At 34.9% G+C, this 21,528-nt stretch carries 25 protein-coding genes; 14 read left to right on the top strand and 11 right to left on the bottom strand.

The genetic code is table 11. From position 1 onward, the window contains the following. Positions 1-12 precede the first annotated feature (12 nt). From ACFPM4_RS08205 to ACFPM4_RS08195, 3 genes are all read left to right on the top strand, one after another. Positions 13-2,976 (top strand): ATP-binding protein, encoded by a 2,964-nt coding sequence (locus tag ACFPM4_RS08205; protein WP_382349995.1) that lies wholly within the window; start codon positions 13-15, stop codon positions 2,974-2,976. 46 nt (positions 2,977-3,022) lie between these two features. Beyond that, positions 3,023-3,967, top strand: coding sequence for a 3'-5' exoribonuclease YhaM (gene yhaM / locus ACFPM4_RS08200; protein ID WP_382349992.1), 945 nt, complete (start codon positions 3,023-3,025; stop codon positions 3,965-3,967). 84 nt (positions 3,968-4,051) lie between these two features. After that, entirely contained in the window at positions 4,052-4,237 is a 186-nt protein-coding gene (locus ACFPM4_RS08195; protein ID WP_144924385.1) for a sporulation YhaL family protein, read from the top strand. 188 nt (positions 4,238-4,425) lie between these two features. Here ACFPM4_RS08195 and ACFPM4_RS08190 read toward each other — a convergent pair whose 3' ends face one another. After that, on the bottom strand, positions 4,426-5,310 hold the full coding sequence (locus ACFPM4_RS08190; protein WP_382349989.1) for a peptidylprolyl isomerase: 885 nt from the start codon (positions 5,308-5,310) through the stop codon (positions 4,426-4,428). Between the two features lie 195 nt (positions 5,311-5,505). Here ACFPM4_RS08190 and ACFPM4_RS08185 point away from each other — a divergent pair, with 195 nt between their 5' ends. Both ACFPM4_RS08185 and ACFPM4_RS08180 read left to right on the top strand, forming a co-directional pair. Continuing rightward, positions 5,506-5,589, top strand: coding sequence for a YjcZ family sporulation protein (locus ACFPM4_RS08185; protein ID WP_144924388.1), 84 nt, complete (start codon positions 5,506-5,508; stop codon positions 5,587-5,589). Positions 5,590-5,678: 89 nt separating this feature from the next. After that, a complete protein-coding gene (locus ACFPM4_RS08180; RefSeq protein WP_144924265.1) occupies positions 5,679-5,768 on the top strand; it encodes a YjcZ family sporulation protein in 90 nt (29 codons plus the stop codon). Positions 5,769-5,851: 83 nt separating this feature from the next. Here the strand turns inward: ACFPM4_RS08180 and ACFPM4_RS08175 are convergent, their stop codons facing one another. The 4 genes from ACFPM4_RS08175 to ACFPM4_RS08160 all read right to left on the bottom strand — a co-directional run bounded on the left by ACFPM4_RS08175 (position 5,852) and on the right by ACFPM4_RS08160 (position 8,707). Further along, positions 5,852-6,031 carry a hypothetical protein gene (locus ACFPM4_RS08175; protein WP_144924268.1) on the bottom strand — a complete coding sequence of 60 codons (180 nt, stop codon included), beginning with the start codon at positions 6,029-6,031 and terminating at the stop codon, positions 5,852-5,854. Between the two features lie 118 nt (positions 6,032-6,149). Beyond that, positions 6,150-6,692 carry a DUF3267 domain-containing protein gene (locus ACFPM4_RS08170; RefSeq protein ID WP_382349985.1) on the bottom strand — a complete coding sequence of 181 codons (543 nt, stop codon included), beginning with the start codon at positions 6,690-6,692 and terminating at the stop codon, positions 6,150-6,152. A gap of 256 nt (positions 6,693-6,948) precedes the next feature. Beyond that, positions 6,949-7,518 (bottom strand): HTH-type transcriptional regulator Hpr, encoded by a 570-nt coding sequence (locus tag ACFPM4_RS08165; protein WP_144924273.1) that lies wholly within the window; start codon positions 7,516-7,518, stop codon positions 6,949-6,951. Between the two features lie 817 nt (positions 7,519-8,335). Further along, positions 8,336-8,707, bottom strand: coding sequence for a YtxH domain-containing protein (locus tag ACFPM4_RS08160; RefSeq protein WP_144924276.1), 372 nt, complete (start codon positions 8,705-8,707; stop codon positions 8,336-8,338). 112 nt (positions 8,708-8,819) lie between these two features. Here ACFPM4_RS08160 and ACFPM4_RS08155 point away from each other — a divergent pair, with 112 nt between their 5' ends. Continuing rightward, positions 8,820-9,065 (top strand): hypothetical protein, encoded by a 246-nt coding sequence (locus tag ACFPM4_RS08155; protein WP_382349980.1) that lies wholly within the window; start codon positions 8,820-8,822, stop codon positions 9,063-9,065. Positions 9,066-9,126: 61 nt separating this feature from the next. Here the strand turns inward: ACFPM4_RS08155 and ACFPM4_RS08150 are convergent, their stop codons facing one another. Next, on the bottom strand, positions 9,127-9,549 hold the full coding sequence (locus ACFPM4_RS08150) for an HIT family protein (protein ID WP_382349977.1): 423 nt from the start codon (positions 9,547-9,549) through the stop codon (positions 9,127-9,129). Positions 9,550-10,369: 820 nt separating this feature from the next. On the opposite strand from ACFPM4_RS08150, the gene ACFPM4_RS08145 reads away from it, so the two are divergent. Together ACFPM4_RS08145 and ACFPM4_RS08140 are read left to right on the top strand one after the other, a co-directional pair. Then, the gene (locus tag ACFPM4_RS08145) at positions 10,370-11,125 is read left to right on the top strand and encodes an ABC transporter ATP-binding protein (protein ID WP_382349974.1); all 756 of its coding nucleotides are present in this window, start codon (positions 10,370-10,372) and stop codon (positions 11,123-11,125) included. Further along, positions 11,109-12,332, top strand: a complete 1,224-nt coding sequence (locus tag ACFPM4_RS08140) for an ABC transporter permease (protein ID WP_382349971.1) — start codon at positions 11,109-11,111, stop codon at positions 12,330-12,332. Before ACFPM4_RS08145 ends, ACFPM4_RS08140 begins: the two co-directional genes overlap by 17 nt. Positions 12,333-12,480: 148 nt before the next feature. Here the strand turns inward: ACFPM4_RS08140 and ACFPM4_RS08135 are convergent, their stop codons facing one another. Beyond that, positions 12,481-12,981: an antibiotic biosynthesis monooxygenase family protein gene (locus tag ACFPM4_RS08135; RefSeq protein WP_144924286.1), complete on the bottom strand. Its 501-nt coding sequence runs from the start codon at positions 12,979-12,981 to the stop codon at positions 12,481-12,483. A gap of 280 nt (positions 12,982-13,261) precedes the next feature. Here ACFPM4_RS08135 and hemE point away from each other — a divergent pair, with 280 nt between their 5' ends. From hemE to hemY, 3 genes are read left to right on the top strand one after another with little or no spacing between them, the layout of a single operon-like run. Then, complete coding sequence (hemE, locus tag ACFPM4_RS08130) at positions 13,262-14,314, top strand: uroporphyrinogen decarboxylase (protein ID WP_382349968.1); 1,053 nt, start codon at positions 13,262-13,264, stop codon at positions 14,312-14,314. Between the two features lie 22 nt (positions 14,315-14,336). Continuing rightward, a complete protein-coding gene (gene hemH, locus ACFPM4_RS08125) occupies positions 14,337-15,275 on the top strand; it encodes a ferrochelatase (RefSeq protein WP_382349965.1) in 939 nt (312 codons plus the stop codon). A gap of 25 nt (positions 15,276-15,300) precedes the next feature. Next, positions 15,301-16,722 (top strand): protoporphyrinogen oxidase, encoded by a 1,422-nt coding sequence (gene hemY, locus ACFPM4_RS08120; protein ID WP_382350393.1) that lies wholly within the window; start codon positions 15,301-15,303, stop codon positions 16,720-16,722. 41 nt (positions 16,723-16,763) lie between these two features. On the opposite strand, the gene ACFPM4_RS08115 is transcribed toward hemY, so the two are convergent. Together ACFPM4_RS08115 and ACFPM4_RS08110 are read right to left on the bottom strand one after the other, a co-directional pair. After that, positions 16,764-17,339: an SCO family protein gene (locus ACFPM4_RS08115; RefSeq protein ID WP_144924297.1), complete on the bottom strand. Its 576-nt coding sequence runs from the start codon at positions 17,337-17,339 to the stop codon at positions 16,764-16,766. A 103-nt stretch (positions 17,340-17,442) separates the two neighbouring features. Then, the gene (locus ACFPM4_RS08110) at positions 17,443-17,568 is read right to left on the bottom strand and encodes a hypothetical protein (protein WP_382349962.1); all 126 of its coding nucleotides are present in this window, start codon (positions 17,566-17,568) and stop codon (positions 17,443-17,445) included. 144 nt (positions 17,569-17,712) lie between these two features. On the opposite strand from ACFPM4_RS08110, the gene map reads away from it, so the two are divergent. Next, the gene (gene map / locus ACFPM4_RS08105) at positions 17,713-18,462 is read left to right on the top strand and encodes a type I methionyl aminopeptidase (protein WP_382349959.1); all 750 of its coding nucleotides are present in this window, start codon (positions 17,713-17,715) and stop codon (positions 18,460-18,462) included. 368 nt (positions 18,463-18,830) lie between these two features. Here the strand turns inward: map and ACFPM4_RS08100 are convergent, their stop codons facing one another. Together ACFPM4_RS08100 and yhfH are read right to left on the bottom strand one after the other, a co-directional pair. Next, positions 18,831-19,208, bottom strand: a complete 378-nt coding sequence (locus ACFPM4_RS08100) for a DUF4870 domain-containing protein (protein ID WP_318281045.1) — start codon at positions 19,206-19,208, stop codon at positions 18,831-18,833. A gap of 226 nt (positions 19,209-19,434) precedes the next feature. Beyond that, a complete protein-coding gene (gene yhfH, locus ACFPM4_RS08095; RefSeq protein ID WP_382349956.1) occupies positions 19,435-19,560 on the bottom strand; it encodes a protein YhfH in 126 nt (41 codons plus the stop codon). A 160-nt stretch (positions 19,561-19,720) separates the two neighbouring features. Between yhfH and ACFPM4_RS08090 the strand changes: the two genes are divergently transcribed. Together ACFPM4_RS08090 and ACFPM4_RS08085 are read left to right on the top strand one after the other, a co-directional pair. Next, entirely contained in the window at positions 19,721-20,455 is a 735-nt protein-coding gene (locus tag ACFPM4_RS08090; protein WP_382350390.1) for an MBL fold metallo-hydrolase, read from the top strand. 19 nt (positions 20,456-20,474) lie between these two features. Then, positions 20,475-21,464 carry a lipoate--protein ligase gene (locus tag ACFPM4_RS08085; RefSeq protein WP_144924303.1) on the top strand — a complete coding sequence of 330 codons (990 nt, stop codon included), beginning with the start codon at positions 20,475-20,477 and terminating at the stop codon, positions 21,462-21,464. Positions 21,465-21,528 lie beyond the last annotated feature (64 nt).

The raw sequence follows: 21,528 nt of genomic DNA, 5'->3' as shown, positions 1-21,528 counted from the left end.
AGGGTGATGTAAATGAAGCTGAAAAGTCTTCATATCTATGGATACGGCAAGTTTATTAATTACAAGATGGATGAACTATCTCCAGATATACAAGTTATATTCGGTGAAAATGAAGCAGGTAAGTCCACTATTATGTCATTTATACATAGTATTCTGTTTGGATTTCCTTCTAAGCAACAATCCGTTTTACGATATGAACCGAAAACGCATTCGGCATATGGTGGACAAATAACAATTATGACGAGAGAGTATGGAGAAGTAGTGATTGAAAGAGTTAGAGGGAAATCTGCAGGTGATGTAACTGTTTTTCTTCGAGATGGTGTAACTGGAGGAGAAGAACTACTTACTCAAGTTTTGAGAGGGATGAGCCGAACATTATATGAAAATGTATTTTCCTTTAACTTAAGTGGCTTGCAAGAAGTACAGCGCTTGAAAAATGATGAAATAACTCGTTATTTACTTGCGACAGGATCTATTGGATCAGACATCCTATTACAAGCAGATGAAGCTTTCCAAAAGGAACTAGATTATTTGTTTAAACCTGGAGGAAGAAAGCCGAGACTGAACGAACAAATAAAAATATTACGAGAGCAAGAAGCTGAATTAAGACAAGCAAGACAAGAAAATGAAAAATATGAAGCTCTATTAATAAAAAAAGAACAGTTATCAATTGAAATTCAGAATTTAGATAAAGAATCGAGCACCAATGAACGTAACTACCGAAAGATGATGGAATTAGTAGAAAAGTGGTCGCTCATAACGGAGTATGAACATGTTTGTGAGAAAATAGAACGATTACAACCTGTAACTTTTCCAACGGATGGATTAATACGCTATGAACAATTGTTTAACAATCGCTTGGCTATTTTTAGTAAATGGAAAGCCTTACAGGAAAAAAGTGAAAAAACTTCTGCTTCTATAATAAAAAATACCGAATCGCAAATTGATGATCAATTGTTAAAGAAAGTAAAAAAATATATGGATGAATGGCCACACTATAAGCAAATTCAAGGGGAAATTGAAGCGCTCGAAAAAAGTATAAATGAATATATAGAACAAATCGAGCGGATTAGACAAGACCTTCATTTTTCGAAGGATAAAGATATCCAGGAAATTAATCTTAGCTTTGATATGAAAGCTCAAATAAAAGATAAATTACACCAATTAGTTGGATTAGAGACAGAAGAGCAACAAATACTTTCACAAATAGAACGACTTTATAAAGAAGTAGATATCGCAGAGAAAAAATGTGAAACAATAGAACAGAAAATGCTCTCTGAAAGTGATTTTAACAAATTGCAAAAGCAACGAGTTAATTGGAAAAATAGAGAGCAATTAATAGAAGAAGAGAAAAGTATCAAAAGGGACTTAGAAATAGAAATAGAACGAAACGCAATGCAAGAAAAACAAACGAAAATGAATTTGATGATGAACGTCATTTTCTTTGTTTTAAGTATCGGATTATTTATTTGGGGATGGAGCCAACGTGAACATATTCTTACAATCGTTGCAATCATAGCTTTTGTATATGCTATCATTGCTTTTGTGTTAGGAAAAAAGCAAAAAAATATTAGCAATGTCGAGCATTTACAATCGAAATTAGCAAAGATAAAGAATCAGCTTGAAAATGAAGGCGATCATATTAATCCTCAACTCATTTATGATGAGCAGCAATCACTCCGAAATGAATGGAAACAAACATTTCAAGGATTAGAAGAGAAAAAATACAATTTACAAGAATGGACCTCCTATAAAGAGAAAAATAAGTCGGAACAAGAAATAATACAAACCGAACTAGTTCAAATAAAGGATCAACTGGGGTTGCCAATATTCTTTGCTAATTCACGTTTAGATGATGCGTATGAATTACTATTAAAGCTATTCCAGCTACACTCCAACATGTTACATGCAAAAAAAGAACGTGACGATAAAAAGGAAAAATACGATAAATGGATGGAAGAGCTCCGAGAAATAGCACTTGAGGTTGGGATTACAGAAGTAGATAAGATCGTCATATTACATCAATTAAAAGGTTGTTATGAAAGCGAGCAAGCAAAGAAAAATAATTTAATTGAATTAATAGAGAAGAAAAACGAAATAGTAGAGGAAAAAAAAATATTAGAGGTAGAAATCAATGAGTATGACAAAGTTATTCAAGAATTGTTTGATCATGCAGGAGTGAAAAATGAAGAAGAGTTCCGTAGTGTAGGTAAACGATTTGAAGAACTGGAACGTCTGCAAACGCGTGTGGAGGTTCTGAAAGCACAAATTGGCAGTGATATGCTAGTGGAATCAGAGAATTACGATTCAGAGGATGAATTAAACGATATCCTTGGGAAAATAGTTGTCCAGATGACGGCTAATGAGAAAAAATTGCAAGATTTACGCCAACAATTAGCCTCTATTAACCATAAAATCGAACAATTAGAGGAAGGCGGCACATACACAGACAAGCTTCACCGTTTTCATCAAAGTAAATCGAACTTTAATGAACAAGCACAGAAGTGGGCTAAAATAATGTTGGCTCAAACGTTACTTCAAAAAACGATGAGTAATTATATTAAGGATCGTTTTCCAAAAGTCATGAAGACAGCAGAAGCATATATGTCTATGTTGACAAATAACCAGTATGTCCAAATTTCATTTCAGCAAAATGAAAGTATTCTAGTCCGTCATCAAAATGGAACATATTATGCACCTGCTGAACTCAGTAGGGGAACTAGTGAGCAACTCTATACTGCATTGCGTTTTGCTTTAGTACAAGTATTACATGAAGACTATCCGTTTCCAATTATTATTGATGATGGTTTTGTTAACTTTGACAAACAAAGAACAGATAATGTTTTACAGTTGATGAAAACAATCAGTAAGACATCACAAGTATTTCTATTTACGTGTCATGAACATATTAAAGCAAAGTTCGATCCATCACATTGTTATGCTTTAACCGAAAGTAGAGAACAACATGTAACTTGATATGTTATAATTTGGGAAGAGAAAAAATCAAATCGGGGGCGTTCATATGGCAAAGGAACTTTTACATCATGAGGTTGGCGAGCATGTTGATCTTTTTTTGCTTATTAAAAGTGCAACAAAAGGAATAGCAAGTAATGGGAAACCATTTCTTACAGTCATTCTTCAAGATCGATCTGGAGATATTGAGGCGAAGCTATGGGATACTTCTGATGAGCAAGTAAAATTGTATCAACCAGAAACGATTGTACGTGTTGCAGGTGAAATACATAATTATCGAGGCAGGCTACAATTGAAGATAAAACAAATCAGACCATCCAACCCACAAGATGGTGTTCATGTATCTGATTTACTGGAGACAGCCCCGATAAGTAAAGAAGAAATCGCTGAGAAAGTAACACAATATATTTTTGAAATGAAAAATCCAAATCTGCAAAGAATTACGAGACATTTATTGAAAAAGTATCAAACTGCTTTTTTAGAATTTCCAGCTGCTACGAAAAACCATCATGAATTCGTATCTGGTTTAGGTTATCACGTAGTATCCATGCTTGATTTAGCCAAAGCAATTGCTACTCAATATCCGTCCTTAGATAAAGACCTGTTATATTCAGGTATCATTTTACACGACTTAGGTAAGGTTATAGAGCTATCTGGCCCTGTGTCTGCAACGTACACAATTGAAGGAAACCTTATTGGCCATATTTCAATCATTGTAAATGAAATAGGTAAAGCTGCGGATGAGCTAGGGATTAAAGGCGAGGAAATAGTAGTATTACAACATCTTGTCTTAAGCCATCATGGGAAGTTGGAGTGGGGGAGTCCGAAACAACCAATGATTAAAGAAGCAGAGATACTCCACCTTATAGATAATATCGATGCTAAAATGAATATGCTGGATCGTGCTTTAAAACGAGTGAAGCCAGGAGAGTTTACGGAGCGGATATTTGCGCTTGATAATCGTTCCTTTTATAAACCTACATTTCATCCCTAATGCCTTCTTAATAGAGGGCATTTTTTTATTTGTGAAACATATATTGTAGTAGGTGGACAAGCGATGAAAGGAGTGGTTAGTGATATGTCATTACCATTTTGGGTTTATTTTGTCATTGTTGGCATATTTGTGAGTGCATTCATGGCAGTAAAAACAGCAAAAGAAGATAGAGAAATGGAAACAGAGTGGATTGAGAAAGAAGGACAAGTGTATGTAGAAAGAATGGAGCAAGAGAAAGAGCGAAGAAAGAAAGTCGATGCAGCAGTTTAAAATAGCTTCGTCCTCAGCTTAAAGCTTGACACAAAAGACATTGAGAGATTCATCTTGATGTCTTTTTATTATGGAGTAGAATAAGATCCTTTATCATAGTAGCAATTAATTTTTGAAACATTAAAAAAGACTGTCGAAAAACTCGAGTTCATCTAGTTTATCGACAGTCTAAATGCATTGTCTGTATCTTATTTTTCTTCTTCTTTACCTAAAAAGGTATCAAAAGTGTCCTCTAAATCTTTATCTTCAATTTTAACGTCTGCTTTTTCTAGTACATCTTTTAATGCCTCTTGCATCACAGTACCATCTATTTTGGATAACTTAAGTTCTTTCTCATAGTCTGCTTTTACATCTTCGAATGGTTCTTTTGTAGGTTTATCTGTAACCTTAATGATATGAAATCCGAATTGTGATTCAACAGGATCACTAATTTCATCTTGTTCCAATTTGAATGCAGCTTCTTTAAATGCCGCATCTAATTGTGGATCACTATAAGAAATTGTACCAAGGTCTCCACCTTGTGCATCAGCAGTTTTATCTTCAGAGAATGCTTTAGAAACTGCAGCAAAGTCTCCACCGTTTTCCAATTGCTCTTTTACTTTTAGTGCTGTTTCTTCATCTTTTACTAATATATGACTAGCCTTAATATCAGGTAACTTCTCATCATAATACTTTTTAACTTCGTCCTCTGAGACGGAAATTCGATCCATTGCAGCTTTATTAAGAAGTTCATTTAAACGCATATTAAAACGTAAATCATCTTCATCTTTAAACTGGCTTTGCATAAGGAACATGTTAAATTGTTCTTCCCCTAAAGCTTTCAATTCATTAATTTGCTCATCGATTTCTTTTTCATCGACTTCGTACTCTTTCGATAACGCTTTTTCGAAGACTAATTGTTGTAATACAATTTCTCCGACACTGTCTTTCATTGCTTCATAAAGCTCTTCTTTTGTCACATTTCCTGCTTTTGACTTTACAATGGCTTCGCTATTTCCATCATCATTTCCATTGCAAGCTGCTAAGCCGAGGACTCCTGCGGCTAATGTGAAAGATATTACCCATTTCTTCATTATTATACAACTCCCTATGTATACATGTCGTTTATTGTTGAAAGGTACAAGGTTTACTATATCATAACTTTATTTGGAAAAAAACAAAACATTAGCTTGGTTTAATGTAATCTTTTAAAAAATGGGCGTTTGCTACAACCAAGTCATTATGTTGGGGCATATGCTGTAGCGAAAGAGAAAAAGGAGGTTATTAAAATGGGTTTTGCTCATAATTCCGGATTTGCGTTAATCGTAGTCCTATTTATTCTGTTAATCATTGTAGGTGCAGCATATCTATAAAAATATTTTTAAAAAAATTTACTAATTTCCTAACACATGCAAAAAAGCTGAATAGGATATTAAGAACCAATTGGAGGAGGTGTTAGTTAATGAGCGGAGGCGGATACGGCGGAGGCTTTGCCTTGATTGTTGTATTGTTCATTTTGTTAATTATCGTAGGTGCTTCATGGTTGTACTAAATTAAAATTTAAAGGTCAAATCGACCATTGATAATAAAAAGGCAGATCCTATGAATCTGCCTTTTTATCCATTCATTTTACTCTTACGTATACAAAATCTCAATATATGAAGAGAAGAGTAAAATGGTTATTAAAATATTAATCGTACGAAATACTTTGGGCTGCCGTTCTTCAGGTATTTCCTTAACGATGCATAGGGAATTTGTTAAGTTGTTAATGATATATAATATAAAAATAGCAAAAATGATAAAAATGGAGATCAATATTTCACCCGTCCCTTCATCTCCTGATAGTAAAAGGATAGCAAATATAAGAAGAAAAAGATAGATAATTTCTAGAAAAAACTACAGGAAGTGTATTGATGTAAAGGAAAAAATCCCCTTACTGATTATCTTTAATTAGTATTTCATAGCCGTTTTCGTTTTCCTCTACTAATGCTCCACTAGGAGAAGTGATTAAGTTTTTAGCATACATAAAGTCTACAGTACACAGTCCAAAATGGATAGCAATTAAGATGGACGAATAATGTACATAGTGTGGAAATAGAAAAATTGCTGCAATTAATAATAAATTTATTATTACACAAGGAAAGAGCAATGCAATTAGAAATTGTCTAATTTGAATTGGTTTGTTAATAGTTATGTTTATCACAGGTAAAGCTAAAAAGTAATATTCAAAATCGATTTTCATTTCTTTTCTATGCGACAAAATAGGGAGTATATGAAATAATTTATGCACTGGATAAAGTAAAATGAACGCACAAAGGAAGATTAAAAAATTATTATCTTTTAAATGCCCATAGCCCATAGCTTGAGTTGGAACAAAAATAGCAATAAAAACAAAAAAAGAAACGAAAATGGAAATAGCAAAATTCCGGTAAAACAAATTTTTTTTGTTCCCGTTAAAAGATTTCCAACAATGCATGCCTATAAGCCTCCAAAATTCCGTGGTTTTAACTCTACATACTTTACGACGAATAATCTGGAAATGCAATAGTTATTTTGATTGATTCATATAGAAATTTGAAAAGCAAGGATAAAGATTAAGAGATACATATTTTTGTGAAGGAATGAGCATGGAGAGCAAACAAAAAGCGGATGATTTTTAATCTTTAATCCGCTTTATCGAGTTTGAGTGGAGGAAATATATAATCGAGCTATTGTTATGAGTACAATACATGTTAGCCTACTGGTTCTACGCTAAGCTTTTTTAGTTTACCATCCACCTCAACAAACTCGTTTTCGATATTGTTAAATGATTTTTCGAATATCTCCATAAAATCTTCGCCATATATATTTTTAATTATGGCCATTAACTCGACTATGTCTGGGAATTTTCCATACAACTCTTTTAACGGAAGTGCTCCCTGATACACAGAATTATTCTCCGGATTATATCGCTCGAGTATTTCCAAAAATAAACTTTCACCTTTTTCGGTTAGCTTCACATATGTATTGCGTTTGTCATGTTCTTTTTTTGAAAAACACAATAGACCACGTTCTTCTAACTTTTTGGAGAAATTGAATGCAGTAGAGACATGCATAACGCCAAATTTAGCAATATCAGATATAGTTGCTCCGTTCATTTGATAGGCAATCCAGAGAATATGATGTTCGTTAATATTCAAGTTGAATGGTTTGATCCAATTTTGCCAATCCTTCTCAATTGACTTCCATAAAGCTTTACTTAATTGTGCTATTCTTTGACTAAACAGCATTGTCTCAATTAATGGTGTTTTGTTATTATCCATCTCTCATCTTCCCCTATCATTATAGCCTTTTTCCATTCACGGAAGTAATGCATAATAAATGTAATTTTTTGAAACTTTAGGTTATAGGTACTTCTTTTTACTTTGTCCAACTCCAACGCCTAGCAAATTTACGCTTTCTTCCTACGATAAGTCAACATCGATTCGCCAAAGGGCTCATCGTGTTTCCTTTATCTCGTCAGGCTCCTTGTAGGAGTGGAGCGTCGACTAAAACCGGCACGTCCTGTGCAGGCTCAAGCTGCGACATCCTGTCGCTTCGCCTGCATTAGTACATCCTGTACGTCACAACGTCGACGTAACCTACCTCCTGTAGGCCCACGTCGCTAAACAGGCGTTTTCGCTTTTCTTTGTCCAGCTACAGGCGGTAGGGGCTCGGGGTCAAATAACCTGATTCAATGAAAGGCAGAAGGCGCCTTTCTTTGAATCAGAACATTTGCCTGTCGCGGGCCCGCACGAGGCGGGTCAGGAAGGCGTTACAACAGGATGTTGTGACCTTAGCCTTCCTTCACCTCCAACCGCCTTTCGCTTTTCTCTGTCTAGCTCAAACGCCTAGCGCCTAGCAAATTTACGCTTTCTTCCTACGATAAGTCAACATCGATTCGCCTAAGGGCTCATCGTGTTTCCTTTATCTCGTCAGAAAGCTTTAAATTTGTACGTCGCTAAACAGGCGTTTTCGCTTTTCTATATATTATGCCAATAAAGTAAAGATTAATAAAGTAGTAAATAAACAAAATTTTTAAGAAATGGTTGTAAAATAGAGAAGGGTTGTCCTAAAAAGTATTAGGCAACCCTTTAATGTTTAAGATATGGTTGTTTTTTCTTTTTGAAGTTTTTCTTCCAATTGTGCAATTGTCTCACGTATTTCTTTCATTTCTTCTTGCAAGGCTTCTTTGTTTGGTTCTATACTTTTTTGCCATTCAGAAACGGCGACTTTTACATCTCCTGCAATTTCCTTAATTATTTCTTGTCCTTCTTTCGTTGCTTGGACGACAGAGTTTTTTATATCAATTGCATCTTCTTTTAATTCATTGGCAACTTTTACCCATTCGCCTTTTGTTTCTTTAATTTGGTTTCGAAGTTCTCTACCTGAAGATGGTGCTGTAAGTAAGGCAGCTGCAGCTCCGACGATACCACCGAATAATAATCCGCATGTGAAAGCTTTTTTATTCATATTATCACCTCAGATTTTTTTCTACTATAATATATATTTTCGACAAAAAATGAATAACTCCTGCAATAATCTTTGAATAATCAAATCATGTACAAGAAAGTGCTCGCATATAATGATAGCAACTGCTAACCATGTACATCATAGAAATACTTGGGGTGAGGCAATGGTAGGTGTCATAACTTTTTTTATTGTTGTTGGTATTTTATTGTTACTTGGAATGTTATTCTTTATTCTTGAGTTGCTAAGGCCAAGAGCGTATCCGCCTAAGAGAATTTTGCAAGCACGAGCAAAAACTTTAGGAGGAGCAGGGTTTCTGTTTTGTTTTTTCGGTATTATTTTAGCGATTTTAACGAAGTGATATGAAAAAGAGTCAGCCCCTACATATATTATATATTGGGGCAGACCCTTATTGGACAAGATTATTTCAATTCATCTCTAATGGACTTAGCGATAGCCTGTAAGTCCTCACCACTATATTCAGATTGATGGCTTATATATTTTGCACCAAAACCATCATTTTCATCATAACGAGGAATAATATGCATATGATAATGGAAAACTTCTTGTCCAGCAAAGGATCCATTATTATTTAATAAATTAATTCCTTTTGGATTGTAAGCTGCTTTTAATGCATTTGCGATTGTAGGAACAACTTCAAATAATTTCGCTGCAATTTCTGGTTGTAAGTCAAAAATATTTTCATTATGTACTTTTGGAATAACAAGTGTGTGGCCTTTTGTAATTTGGCTAATATCGAGAAATGCTACAACATCATCGTTTTCAAAAACTTTTGCTGAGGGTAACTCACCATTAATGATCTTACAAAAAATGCAATTACTCATCCTAACATTCACCTTCCATTTTCCATGATAATTTTCATTTTATCATAAGGAAAAGAAAACGTGCAGGATTTAGTACAAACCCTGCACGTTGAAGGTAAGCGGGTGACTTGGAAAGGTTCTATACCATCACTTCAATTACTGAAATGACTTAGAGGTAAGAAAAATCCGATTCATCATTTAACATTCCCAACGCTATCATCCCCTTGGTATAAGTCAAGTTGGATTACGAGGTTTATGTTATATGTTCATCGTGGCTCTCCGCTTCACTGTAGATATGTGTCTTTGACAACCACCCCAGCTTCGCTTAGTTCCAAAGGATACTTGGAAAGTTTTTTTCAATCATTTTATTGATTGATTATGCGAATTCCTCCATCATGCCCAACGCAATCATCCCCTTGTTAATATCAAGATTGATAATAGTTCGTCATGTTTCGTTTTCGCAACCTTCCGCTTCTACTGCAGATCATTGTCTTTAACAACCACCCCAGCTTCGCTTAGTTCCAAAGGATACTTGGAAAGTTTTTTTCAATCATTTTATTGATTGATTATGCGAATTCCTCTATCATGCCCAACGCAATCATCCCCTTGTTAATATCAAGATTGATAATTGATCGTCATGTTTCGTTTTTCGCTACTTTCCGCTTCTACTGCAGATTAGTGTCTTTAACAACCACCCCAGCTTCGCTTAGTCCCGCGCCTTCGATATTATGTTATCCAGGAGGGCCGAAAAAATAAGAGGAAAAAATAGCCAAGAATGAATGTGCCTATCGAACAAAATTTTGGTACAATAACAGTTACATAAAGAAAGGGGGCATGGAGGATGTCTTTATTACAAATAGAAAATTTGACTGGTGGATACACGAAGAAACCAGTATTAAAAGATGTGTCTTTTTCTGTTAATAAAGGAGAGATTATCGGCTTAATTGGCTTAAACGGAGCAGGGAAGAGTACAGCCATTAAGCATATTATTGGGCTGATGGAAGCTAGGAAAGGCAGCATTACAATAAATAATCTTGCGTTGAAAGATGCACCTGATGAGTATCGAAAACAATTTTCATTCGTACCAGAAACACCAATTCTTTATGATGAATTAACATTAGAAGAGCATTTAAAACTTTCTGCTATGGCGTATGGTATATCAGAAAGTGAATATAACAAGAGAATCACACCGTTATTGAAAGAATTTAGACTGGATAAAAAGATGAAATGGTTTCCAGCTCATTTTTCAAAAGGGATGAAGCAGAAAGTAATGATCATGTGCGCATTCCTTATTGAGCCACCTTTATATATTATTGACGAGCCCTTTATTGGTCTAGATCCACTAGCGATTCAATCATTATTGGAGTTAATGAATCGAATGAAGCAAAATGGAGCAGGGATACTAATGTCTACACATATTTTAGCTACTGCTGAAAGATACTGTGATGGCTTTATCATTTTACATAATGGAAAAGTACGGGCAAAAGGGACACTTCAACAATTACAGGACGAATTTGCAATGCCTAGTGCTACTTTAGATGATATTTATGTACGATTGACGAAAGAAGAGGAAGATAACGATGAAACAAATGGATGATTTATGGCGTGAAAGAATCCAGTCGTATCTTCAAGAACTAAGACGATATTTAAAGTACATGTTTAATGATCATTTGCTCTTCGTATTCATATTTGGTGGAGGCGCAGCAATTTATTATTATTCCGAATGGGTAAAAACGCTGGACTCCAGTTTTCCAGTTGGATATGTAGCTGCAATCATATTAGGGATAGTGATCACGGTCAGTCCGATTACAACCTTATTAAAAGAACCTGATATTGTTTTTTTATTACCATTAGAAACAAAATTAGGGAATTATTTTCGGAAAGGGATTGTGCTTAGCTTTTTTGGCCAGTCCTATATACTTTTAATAGTTCTAGCAGCATTAATGCCTTTATATGTTCGAGTAACAGGAAATGGTTTTAGTACGTTCTTCGCATTGTTGATACTTATCTTAGCTATGAAAGTTTGGAATTTAATCATTCATTGGAAAATGATGAAAATCTCCGATAAGCAAACACAAACCTTTGATTGGTTAATACGCTTCATCTGTAATGTGCTATTATTATATTTTATTATAGAAGAAGCATCTTATTGGTTTACTGGGGTTGTCCTTCTAATCATGATTGCTTTTACGATTTATGTATTAGAAATTGTGAAAACAAAAAGTATTAATTGGCAACGATTAATTGAAAAAGAACGTGGTAGGATGCAAATGTTTTATCATGCGGCAAACATGTTTACAGATGTTCCTCATTTAACAGGGAGAGTGAAGAGAAGAAAATGGTTAGATCCAATCTTTTCACGAATTCCATTTGATAGCAAATTTACGTATCGGTTCCTTTTTTCGAGAACCTTAGTAAGAACGAGTGAATACTCAGGATTAGTTGTAAGATTATCCATTATTGCTGCGTTGATTTTACTCTATAGTAATAATCTATACTTTTCTCTGATTATTTCGTGCTTATTTATCTATTTAACAGGCTTTCAGTTAATCCCAATGATCAAAAGGCATGATTTGAAAATTTGGCCGGATTTATATCCTGTTCCACCCCAACAAAAACGAACCGCGTTATTACAATTACTCATGAAAGTACTTGTTGTACAAGCAATTCTATTTAGTGTTAGTGCATGTATTGGATTGCCATTCATAGAGGGCATAATAGTCGCAATTGTCACCATCATCTTTGCACTAATTTTCTCAAACGTATATACAAAAACAAGATTAAAGAAATTAGATGTACAATAAACATCAGTCTGAGAAAAAAGAATCTTAATTAAATCACAATAAAGTAAGTGCAACTATACCGCTACGGAAATATACTAGAAAAAACCGAGCTATCAAATGATAGTTCGGTTTTTAAGTTCAACCATAATCTTTTTGTTCTAGTCTTTTTTTAATTTTCTTCGTCTTCCTCTTTTCCAACTTGATAAGTAGTGGTGTAGGAGGGACCAGAAAATACATTTGTAGCGTTTGATTTATATTGGGATTGTTTAAATGATGGTGATTCTATCCATTTTTCATATGCTTCCTTATTAGACCACATGGACATCACAATATACGTATCTTGTTTTAGAGGTCGAAGTACTCGTAGTGCTAAAAACCCGTCCTCTCGAGAGATAATCTGAGCCCTGTTTTCAATACGATATTCAAATACAGGACGATCTTCATCACGAACAGGAATATAAATACAACTGATAAAACCCTTATTTGTAAATTCTCCGGCTGAATCAATCACAGTATATTTTCGAGGTGATTGGAATAGTGATTTTTTTGGTGTTTCATGTATCAATTGAGCATTGTTAAGATTGTGCATTAAAACCATATTTTCCTTGGAGTACTTTTCTTTGATTTTTTCTAAAAATGAGTAGGTTCCTGAAGTTATGTAAAAGAACATTTTTATCACTCCACTCTTTCATCATCTTTTCCACTATATATGTTCATAATACCTTTTAAACTTAACTTATAAAACCATATATATGTACCTATTACAAAATGTGAATAAAGTATGGATAGGGAAAAAGGACAAATTTATGACATCATCTGAACTTGTCTATACTTTAAGGTGAAACAATATTATAGTAGTAACGAATTCGAAATGAGCAAAATTCGTTACGAGAATTTAATCATACATTATAATTATTTCATTATGTGCGAAAGGTGGAACCCGTAAAAGCATGGCTAACATTAAAAATGATACTTATTTACGAGCTGCTAGAGGTGAGCAGACTGAACATACACCTGTATGGTATATGCGACAAGCTGGGAGATCACAAGCAGAATACCGTAAACTAAAAGAAAAATACTCCCTTTTTGAAATTACTCATCAACCGGAATTGTGTGCATACGTTACTCGACTTCCTGTAGAAATGTATAATGTAGACGCGGCAATCCTCTATAAAGATATTATGACGCCTCTTCCTGCATTAGGTGTAGATGTTGAAATAAAAAGTGGTATTGGTCCAGTAATTGATAATCCGATTCGTACTGTAACAGATGTTGAGAAACTGGGTGAACTTCATCCTGAGCAAGATATCCCGTATGTACTTGATACGATTAAATTGTTAACAGAAGAACAATTAACAGTACCATTAATTGGTTTTGCAGGGGCGCCATTTACTTTAGCTAGTTATATGATTGAAGGCGGTCCTTCTAAAAACTATCATAAGACAAAAGCATTTATGTTCTCGGAACCAAAAGCATGGTTCACGTTAATGGATAAATTAGCTGATATGACAATCATTTACTTAAAAGCACAAATTAAGGCTGGAGTAAGTGCGCTTCAAATATTTGATTCATGGGTAGGTGCTTTAAATCGAGCTGATTATCAAACATATATCAAGCCAGTAATGACAAAAATCTTCTCATCATTACGAGAAGAGGGAGTTCCATTAACTATGTTTGGTGTTGGCGCTAGCCATTTAGCATTGGAATGGAATGACCTGCCATTAGACGTTGTTGGTCTTGATTGGAGATTGCCAATTTCAGAAGCTAGAAATTTAGGTGTTACGAAAGCTGTTCAAGGGAATCTAGATCCATCCTTATTAATTTCTAATTGGGAAAATGTAGAGAAAAGTGCAAAGGAAATTATTAATCAAGGTATTCAAAAACCAGGCTTTATTTTTAACCTAGGTCATGGTGTATTCCCAGATGTAGATCCTGAAATGCTCAAGCGACTAACATCTTTTATTCATGAATATAGTGCAGAAAAAATTAGTCAATCTAAGTAATTCATCAAACGAGGTGGAAAGCATGGCAAAAAGGAAAATGGGGCTATTAGTTATGGCCTATGGTACTCCGTATAAAGAAGAAGATATCGAACGTTATTATACACATATTAGACATGGTAGAAAGCCTTCAAAAGAGGCATTAGAGGACTTAGAATATCGCTATAAGGCAATAGGAGGAATCTCGCCTTTAGCAAAAATCACGGAACAACAAGCTTATGGATTACAGGATCATCTAAATGAAATACAAGATGAAGTGGAATTTAAAGCATATATTGGTTTGAAACATATTGAACCGTTTATCGAAGATGCTGTACAACAAATGCATGACGATGGTGTGGAAGAAGCGGTTTCTATTGTACTTGCACCACATTTTTCTACGTTCAGCGTGAAGTCTTATAATGGGCGCGCGAAAGAAACAGCTGAGAAGCTTGGTGGTCCAAATATTGTATCTGTTGAAAGTTGGTATGATGAACCGAAGTTTATTGATTACTGGGTGAAAAAGGTGAAGGAAATATATGCAGGTATGTCTGCTGAAGAACGTGATGCAGCTTGTCTCATTGTTTCTGCCCATAGTCTACCAGAAAAAATTCTTCAACATGGTGACCCATATCCAAACCAACTTCAAGAAACAGCGGATTTAATTGCAAAAGGTGCTGGAATTACAGCGTATGAAGTAGGTTGGCAAAGTGAAGGAAATACTCCGGAACCTTGGCTTGGTCCAGACGTGCAAGATTTAACACGCTCTTTATTTAACGATAAAGGCTATAAAGCTTTTGTATATATTCCAGTTGGCTTTGTATCTACTCATCTGGAAGTACTATACGATAATGACGTGGAATGTAAAGTAGTGACAGATGAAGTCGGAGCATCTTATTACCGTCCTGCAATGCCAGATGCACAACCAGAATTTATTGATGCACTCGCTGATGTAGTGTTGAAAAAAATTGAGATGAAATCTTAACTTGTATAAAGAAGGCGATCCAACATTGAAAGAACAAGTGAAAAAAGTTGTTGTGATTGGTGGTGGAATAACCGGATTAACAACAACTTATTATTTGCAAAAAATCATTAACGAACAAAAGCTTCCAATGGAGGTAATTTTATTGGAAGCTACTCATAAATTAGGTGGGAAAATACAAACCCATTATCAAGATGGCTTTGTAATAGAGAAAGGTCCTGACTCCTTCCTTGAGAGAAAAACAAGTGCAGCCGAATTAGCGACAGATGTGGGGTTAGGAAATAAACTAGTTCATAATACTGCTGGAAAAGCATATGTGCTAGTGAAAGACCAATTACATCCAATGCCTACAGGTGCAGTAATGGGGATTCCAACAAAAATCGGACCATTCCTTTCAACAGGGCTTTTTTCTGTTCAAGGAAAGATTAGAGCAATGAGTGATTTTGTGCTCCCGCGCTCACAGTCAGGTGGAGATCAGTCACTTGGACACTTTTTTAGAAGAAGACTCGGGGATGAAGTTGTTGAAAATTTGGTGGAACCATTACTTTCCGGTATATATGCAGGTGACATTGATCAACTAAGTCTCATGTCTACGTTTCCTCAATTCTATCGCGTTGAAAGAGAGCATCGTAGTTTAATTTGGGGAATGAAGAAAACGACTCCTACACAAAATCGATTAAATAGTAAAACTCAAGGTAAGTTCCTAACATTAACTGGTGGATTACAAACATTAGTAGATGCAGTGGAAGAAAGAATTGCGCCTAGTTCTATTATTAAAGGAACAAAAGTAGAGGGAATTGATCACAAAGGAGATGGCAGCTACAACCTTGTATTAAGCAATGGTGAGAACCTTCAAGCAGACAGCGTAGTTGTAGCTTTACCACATATGGCTCTTGCTGAACTATTTCCAAATACCCCTTATTTTCAAGATATTAAAGAGATGCAAGCAACTTCGGTTGCAACAGTAGCCATGGCATTTGATGCGAATGATGTAGAAGTGACACTAGATGGTACTGGCTTTGTTGTGTCGAGAAATAGTGATTACACCATTACTGCTTGTACATGGACACATAAAAAATGGCCACATACAACTCCAGATGGGAAAGTACTACTTCGTTGCTATGTAGGTCGTGCTAGTGACGAAGCAGTGGTAGATTTATCAGATGTAGAGATTGAAAAGATTGTTTTAGATGATTTAAAAGTAACGATGAATATAAAAGCAAAACCATTATTTACTGTCGTTACTAGATGGAAAAATGCAATGCCGCAATATACAGTAGGACATAAACAACGAGTAGAAAAAATGCATCAAGATGTTCGAATGAATCTACCTGGTGTCTTTGTAACAGGCAGTTCATTTGGTGGATTAGGACTTCCAGATTGTATTGATCAAGGGAAACAAGCGGTAAACGACGTACTGGAGTATTTAAAAATAGATGTTTCAAGGTAATAAAAAAACAGGAGAGTGAAAAATTCACCTCCTGCTTTTTATTATTTTTGTTTTAAGGCTGCCTTAATATCTTTAACAATCTGGTCAAATGGCACATCTTCCATACCATTGTAATTTTTTATGAGCTCGCCCTTTTTGTTGACTAGATAGAAATCAACCATATGAATTACTTGATCACTATCTTCTGGTTTTTTAATAACTGTATTAAAATTTTTCGGTCCATAAGCTTCAATTTCTTCTTGTGTATAACCAGTTAAGAAATGCCATGTTGAAAAGTCTGCATTGAATTTTTGTCCGTATTCTTTTAGTATTTCTGGAGTATCAACTTCTGGGTCGATGCTAAAGGCAACAAAATGTACATCTTCTAAACCTTCATCTGCAACATCTTGTTGTAATTCACTCATATTTAAAGCCATCATTGGGCATTCTGTTTCACAATGAGTGTAAATAAATGTTGCTACCCATACTTTACCTTTTAAATCTTCTAATCCAAATGCATTACCGTCTTGGTCTGTATAATTGAAGTCAGCGAGTGCTTTCCCACTTTTGGGGATAGAAGATGAACAGGCACTAAGCACAAGCGTACATAATATAAAGACAAATAAAAGCTTTCTCAAGAATATGAGCCCTCCTACTTAATTTAGATGTTGGCTTCATTATAGCCCATTTAAGTAGTAAAATGAGCGATTTTTATTATTGTTCGTTAAATATCCAAATGTTCTAGTTACCCGTATCATCGTTATCTTTTTGATGGAAAATAAAGCGATTCGTAAAAAAGTAAATCGCTTCTTCAAAAAATGCTAATATAATGATGAAGGAGATTATTGTAGTAATCCATACAAACATAATATAGCCTCCAATTAATCATGTATTGCTATTCTATACCCATGAACACATATATTGAACCTAATCATAGTGTAGTATTTGAATATGCATATTATGTTATGATTAGTTAAGATTAATTAATTTTGTCAGAAAGAAGGAAATAAAATGATTGTAAAAACGGAAGAGGAGTTAATTGCTCTTAAAGAAATCGGGAAAATTGTTGCTACAATTCGAGATAAAATGATAGAGAAAACAAAACCAGGTGTTACAACGAAAGAATTAGATGATTTCGCAGGGGAACTGTTCGATAAATATGGTGCAATATCCGGACCAAAAGGTGAATATGATTTTCCTGGTTTTACTTGTATTAGTGTAAATGAGGAAGTTGCACATGGTATTCCAGGAAATCGTGTGATCAAGGAAGGAGATCTAGTAAACATCGATGTATCAGGTTCTAAGAATGGCATTTTTGCTGATACAGGATTATCCTTTGTTGTCGGGAACGGAGACCCATTACTATTTGAACTTTGTGATGTAGCCAAAAAAGCATTTGAAGCTGGTCTTTCTAAAATAAAAGTAGGCTCAAAGAAAAGTGGTATTGGGAAAGCTGTACACAATACCGCTAAACGTCATAACTTCACGGTTATTAAAAACTTAACAGGCCATGGAGTAGGATACTCTCTCCATGAAGCACCGAATCACATCTTAAATTATTACGATCCATGGGATAAAGTCTTACTTAAAGAAGGAACAGTAATCGCATTTGAACCATTTATATCCTCAGGAGATGAAGAGGTGTATGAAAAAGGCGACGGCTGGACATTTGTTACTCCAAATAAAAGCTTTGTAGCACAAATTGAACACACAGTAGTCGTCACAAAAGACGGCCCATTACTCGTAACTTCATTGGATTAATTGCCTCTAACTAGAATAATTATTGAGTTCTATTGAGGCAGGAAATTGGACAGAAACAATCCAGAAGATGAAGCTTAAATAAATATTTAAAGATATTGGCTGTAACAGTATAGAGTAATACGCAATCCAGTTGATTGGAGTGGAAGATGCTTGACTCCTGGGGGATTAGCGTTACAGACGAGACCCCACAGGAGCGGTAGCGACGAGGAGGCTCGGCGAACGCCCCCCGGAAAGCAAGCATCTGAAACGGAAATCAACAGTATTTATTACTTTCCCCTAGAAAAATTATAAAAAGACATCAGGGTTGTAGTACCCGATGCCTTTTACCTACAATCTAATTCCAGTGATAATACATCACTGGAATTTTTTTATTTCATTTTCCCTAAGAAATTATCTGCAAGATCACTTGCTAATGGGACTCTAAACATTTCATTATTGTATGCTTTAATCATTAAGAAAATCCACATGATAAATGTTAAAAAGGATACAAGCAAACTAACTAGCCAACCTAAAAATGGGATGTAGTCTAAAGCATAACCTAAAATCATAAGACCCAAAAATGTAACGATTGATTGCATCGCATGAAATTTTACTACTGGACTGTTCTTTTCTAAGACTAGAAAGATGATTCCTGTAACAAAAGTCCCTAAGTAACATAAAAGACTAGCCACATTTAAATCAAGACCTGTTGACGATTTCACTGGTGTTTGATTTTCATCCGTTACAATTTCATTTTTTTCTTCCACTAACAAATCCGCCCCTTCCAAATAGTTCTATTAATGGTAGAGTGTAACAGATATCCTATCAACCATCTATACTTTGTCGATAAAATGAAACGAATTACCTATTACCGCTACCTACTTCACAAATAACTTACTAAATTAAATGTATGATTATTTTTTATCATTATGTAAAAAAAAAAAGAGGAGGCTTACAATTGGAATAACCAATTAGAGCTCCTCGTGTCTATTATTATAATTTATTGCATTGCGGACATTTTGTTTCGTAACATTCATGCTGTTCTTCAATCTGTTTACCGCATTCTGCACATTTTTTTGGAGGCAGATTTTTAAAGAATTCAATGATGTTCTGTACCAATTTCCACACTCCTTTTGTTATAGTACTGGTATTTGTTGTTTAAATTGTATTATAACAGTAGTGTGGCTGTCAATACTAATTTCTTCAAACATGAAAAAATGGGTAAAATACAGTATAGTAATGGTGGAGGAAAACTCTTGTAGAAAGCGAAGTGTTGCAAGTGAAATTAACAGTCATTGGCCATTGGGGAGGCTTTCCGAAAGCAGGAGAGGCAAGTTCGGGATACTTACTAGAACACAATGGTTTTCATTTATTAATTGATTGTGGTAGTGCTGTATTATCACAGTTACAAAACTACATATCTCCAGATGATTTAGATGCAGTGATCATATCCCATTATCACCCAGACCATATTGCAGATATTGGTGTCCTACATCATGCCTTATTAATAAGTAAATATGTAAATGGTTATGAGAAAACACTCCCCATTTATGGTCATGTCAAAGATGTGAACAGCTTTCAGTCCTTAACATATAAAGATATTTCAAAAGGGATTGCCTATATTCCAGAACAAAAAATAGAAGTTGGACCATTTAAAATAGAAGTACTGGAAACAAAACATCCTGTAGCTTGTTATGCGATGAAGATTTCCGTTGATGGAAAAACGTTAATCTATACAGCAGACACTGCTTATTTTGACGAACTTGTGGAGTTTGCAGAGGGAGCGGATATGCTACTTTGTGAATCCAACTTTTATAAAGGGATGGATGGTGCAGCTGCTGGTCATATGACGAGTGAAGAAGCTGGCTCATTAGCAAAACAGGCTAACGTCGAGACGTTAATTCTTACCCATTTACCGCATTTTGGTGAACTGCAACAATTAGTTACGGAAGCAAAAGAAAATTTTAATAGACAAGTTATCCTTGCTTCACAAGGGTTGGAAATAGTCGTATAGAAAATGGAGGAACAGTATAATGTTATTTATCGATAATCAAGGTATTACAGATCCACGTATTAATTTAGCTATAGAAGAATATGCACTTAAACATTTGGATATTAACGAATCCTACTTATTATTTTATATAAATGAGCCTTCTATTATTATTGGAAAAAACCAAAACACAATTGAAGAAATTAATACTGATTATGTAGAGAAGAATGGAATACATGTTGTACGTCGATTGTCCGGTGGTGGTGCTGTATATCACGATTTAGGAAACTTGAATTTTAGTTTTATTACAAAGGATGATGGCGACAGCTTCTTGAATTTTAAAAAATTCACTCAACCTGTAGTCAATGCTTTGAAAAATATTGGTGTAGATGCAGAAATGAAAGGTCGAAATGACATTCTAGTTGGGGAGCGGAAAATATCTGGTAATGCACAGTTTTCAACTAGAGGTAGAATGTTTAGTCATGGTACATTGATGTTTGATTCTGAAATTGAAAATGTTGTGTCTGCATTAAAAGTTCGTAAAGATAAAATTGCTTCAAAAGGAATCAAGTCAATTCGTAGCCGTGTAGCCAATATTTCTGAGTTTATGGATGAGAAAATGACGGTAGAAGAATTTCGTCAATTATTGTTGCGCAACATTTTTGAGGGTGTAGATCCGATTCCGGAATATAAATTAACCGAAAAGGATTGGGAGAAAATCCACGAAATTTCTAAAGAACGCTATCAAAATTGGGATTGGAATTATGGGAAATCACCTAAATTTAACTTGCAATTTTCTCATCGCTTCCCTGTTGGTCAAATTGAATTCCGTCTGGATGTGAATAAAGGTATCATAACGAACTGTAAAATCTTCGGTGATTTCTTCGGGGTAGGGGATATCGATGAAATTGAAAATAAGTTGACAGGTGTTCAATATGAAAGATCTGCAATTGCAAAAGCTTTAGAAGATGTCAACATTCAACACTACTTTGGAAATGTAACGAAGGATGAAATTATTGAATTGATTTATTAGTGTATGAGAAAGATGGAGTAGCAAACAACACTCCATCTTTTTCTCTTATAACTGATTGAAATCA

The sequence above is a fragment of the Lederbergia graminis genome, from assembly GCF_042655485.1.
GTDB classification, from domain to species: Bacteria; Bacillota; Bacilli; order Bacillales; family Bacillaceae_C; genus Lederbergia; species Lederbergia graminis.
Note: the sequence above shows the minus strand (reverse complement) of the source record. Positions and strands in the feature narration are given on the sequence as shown.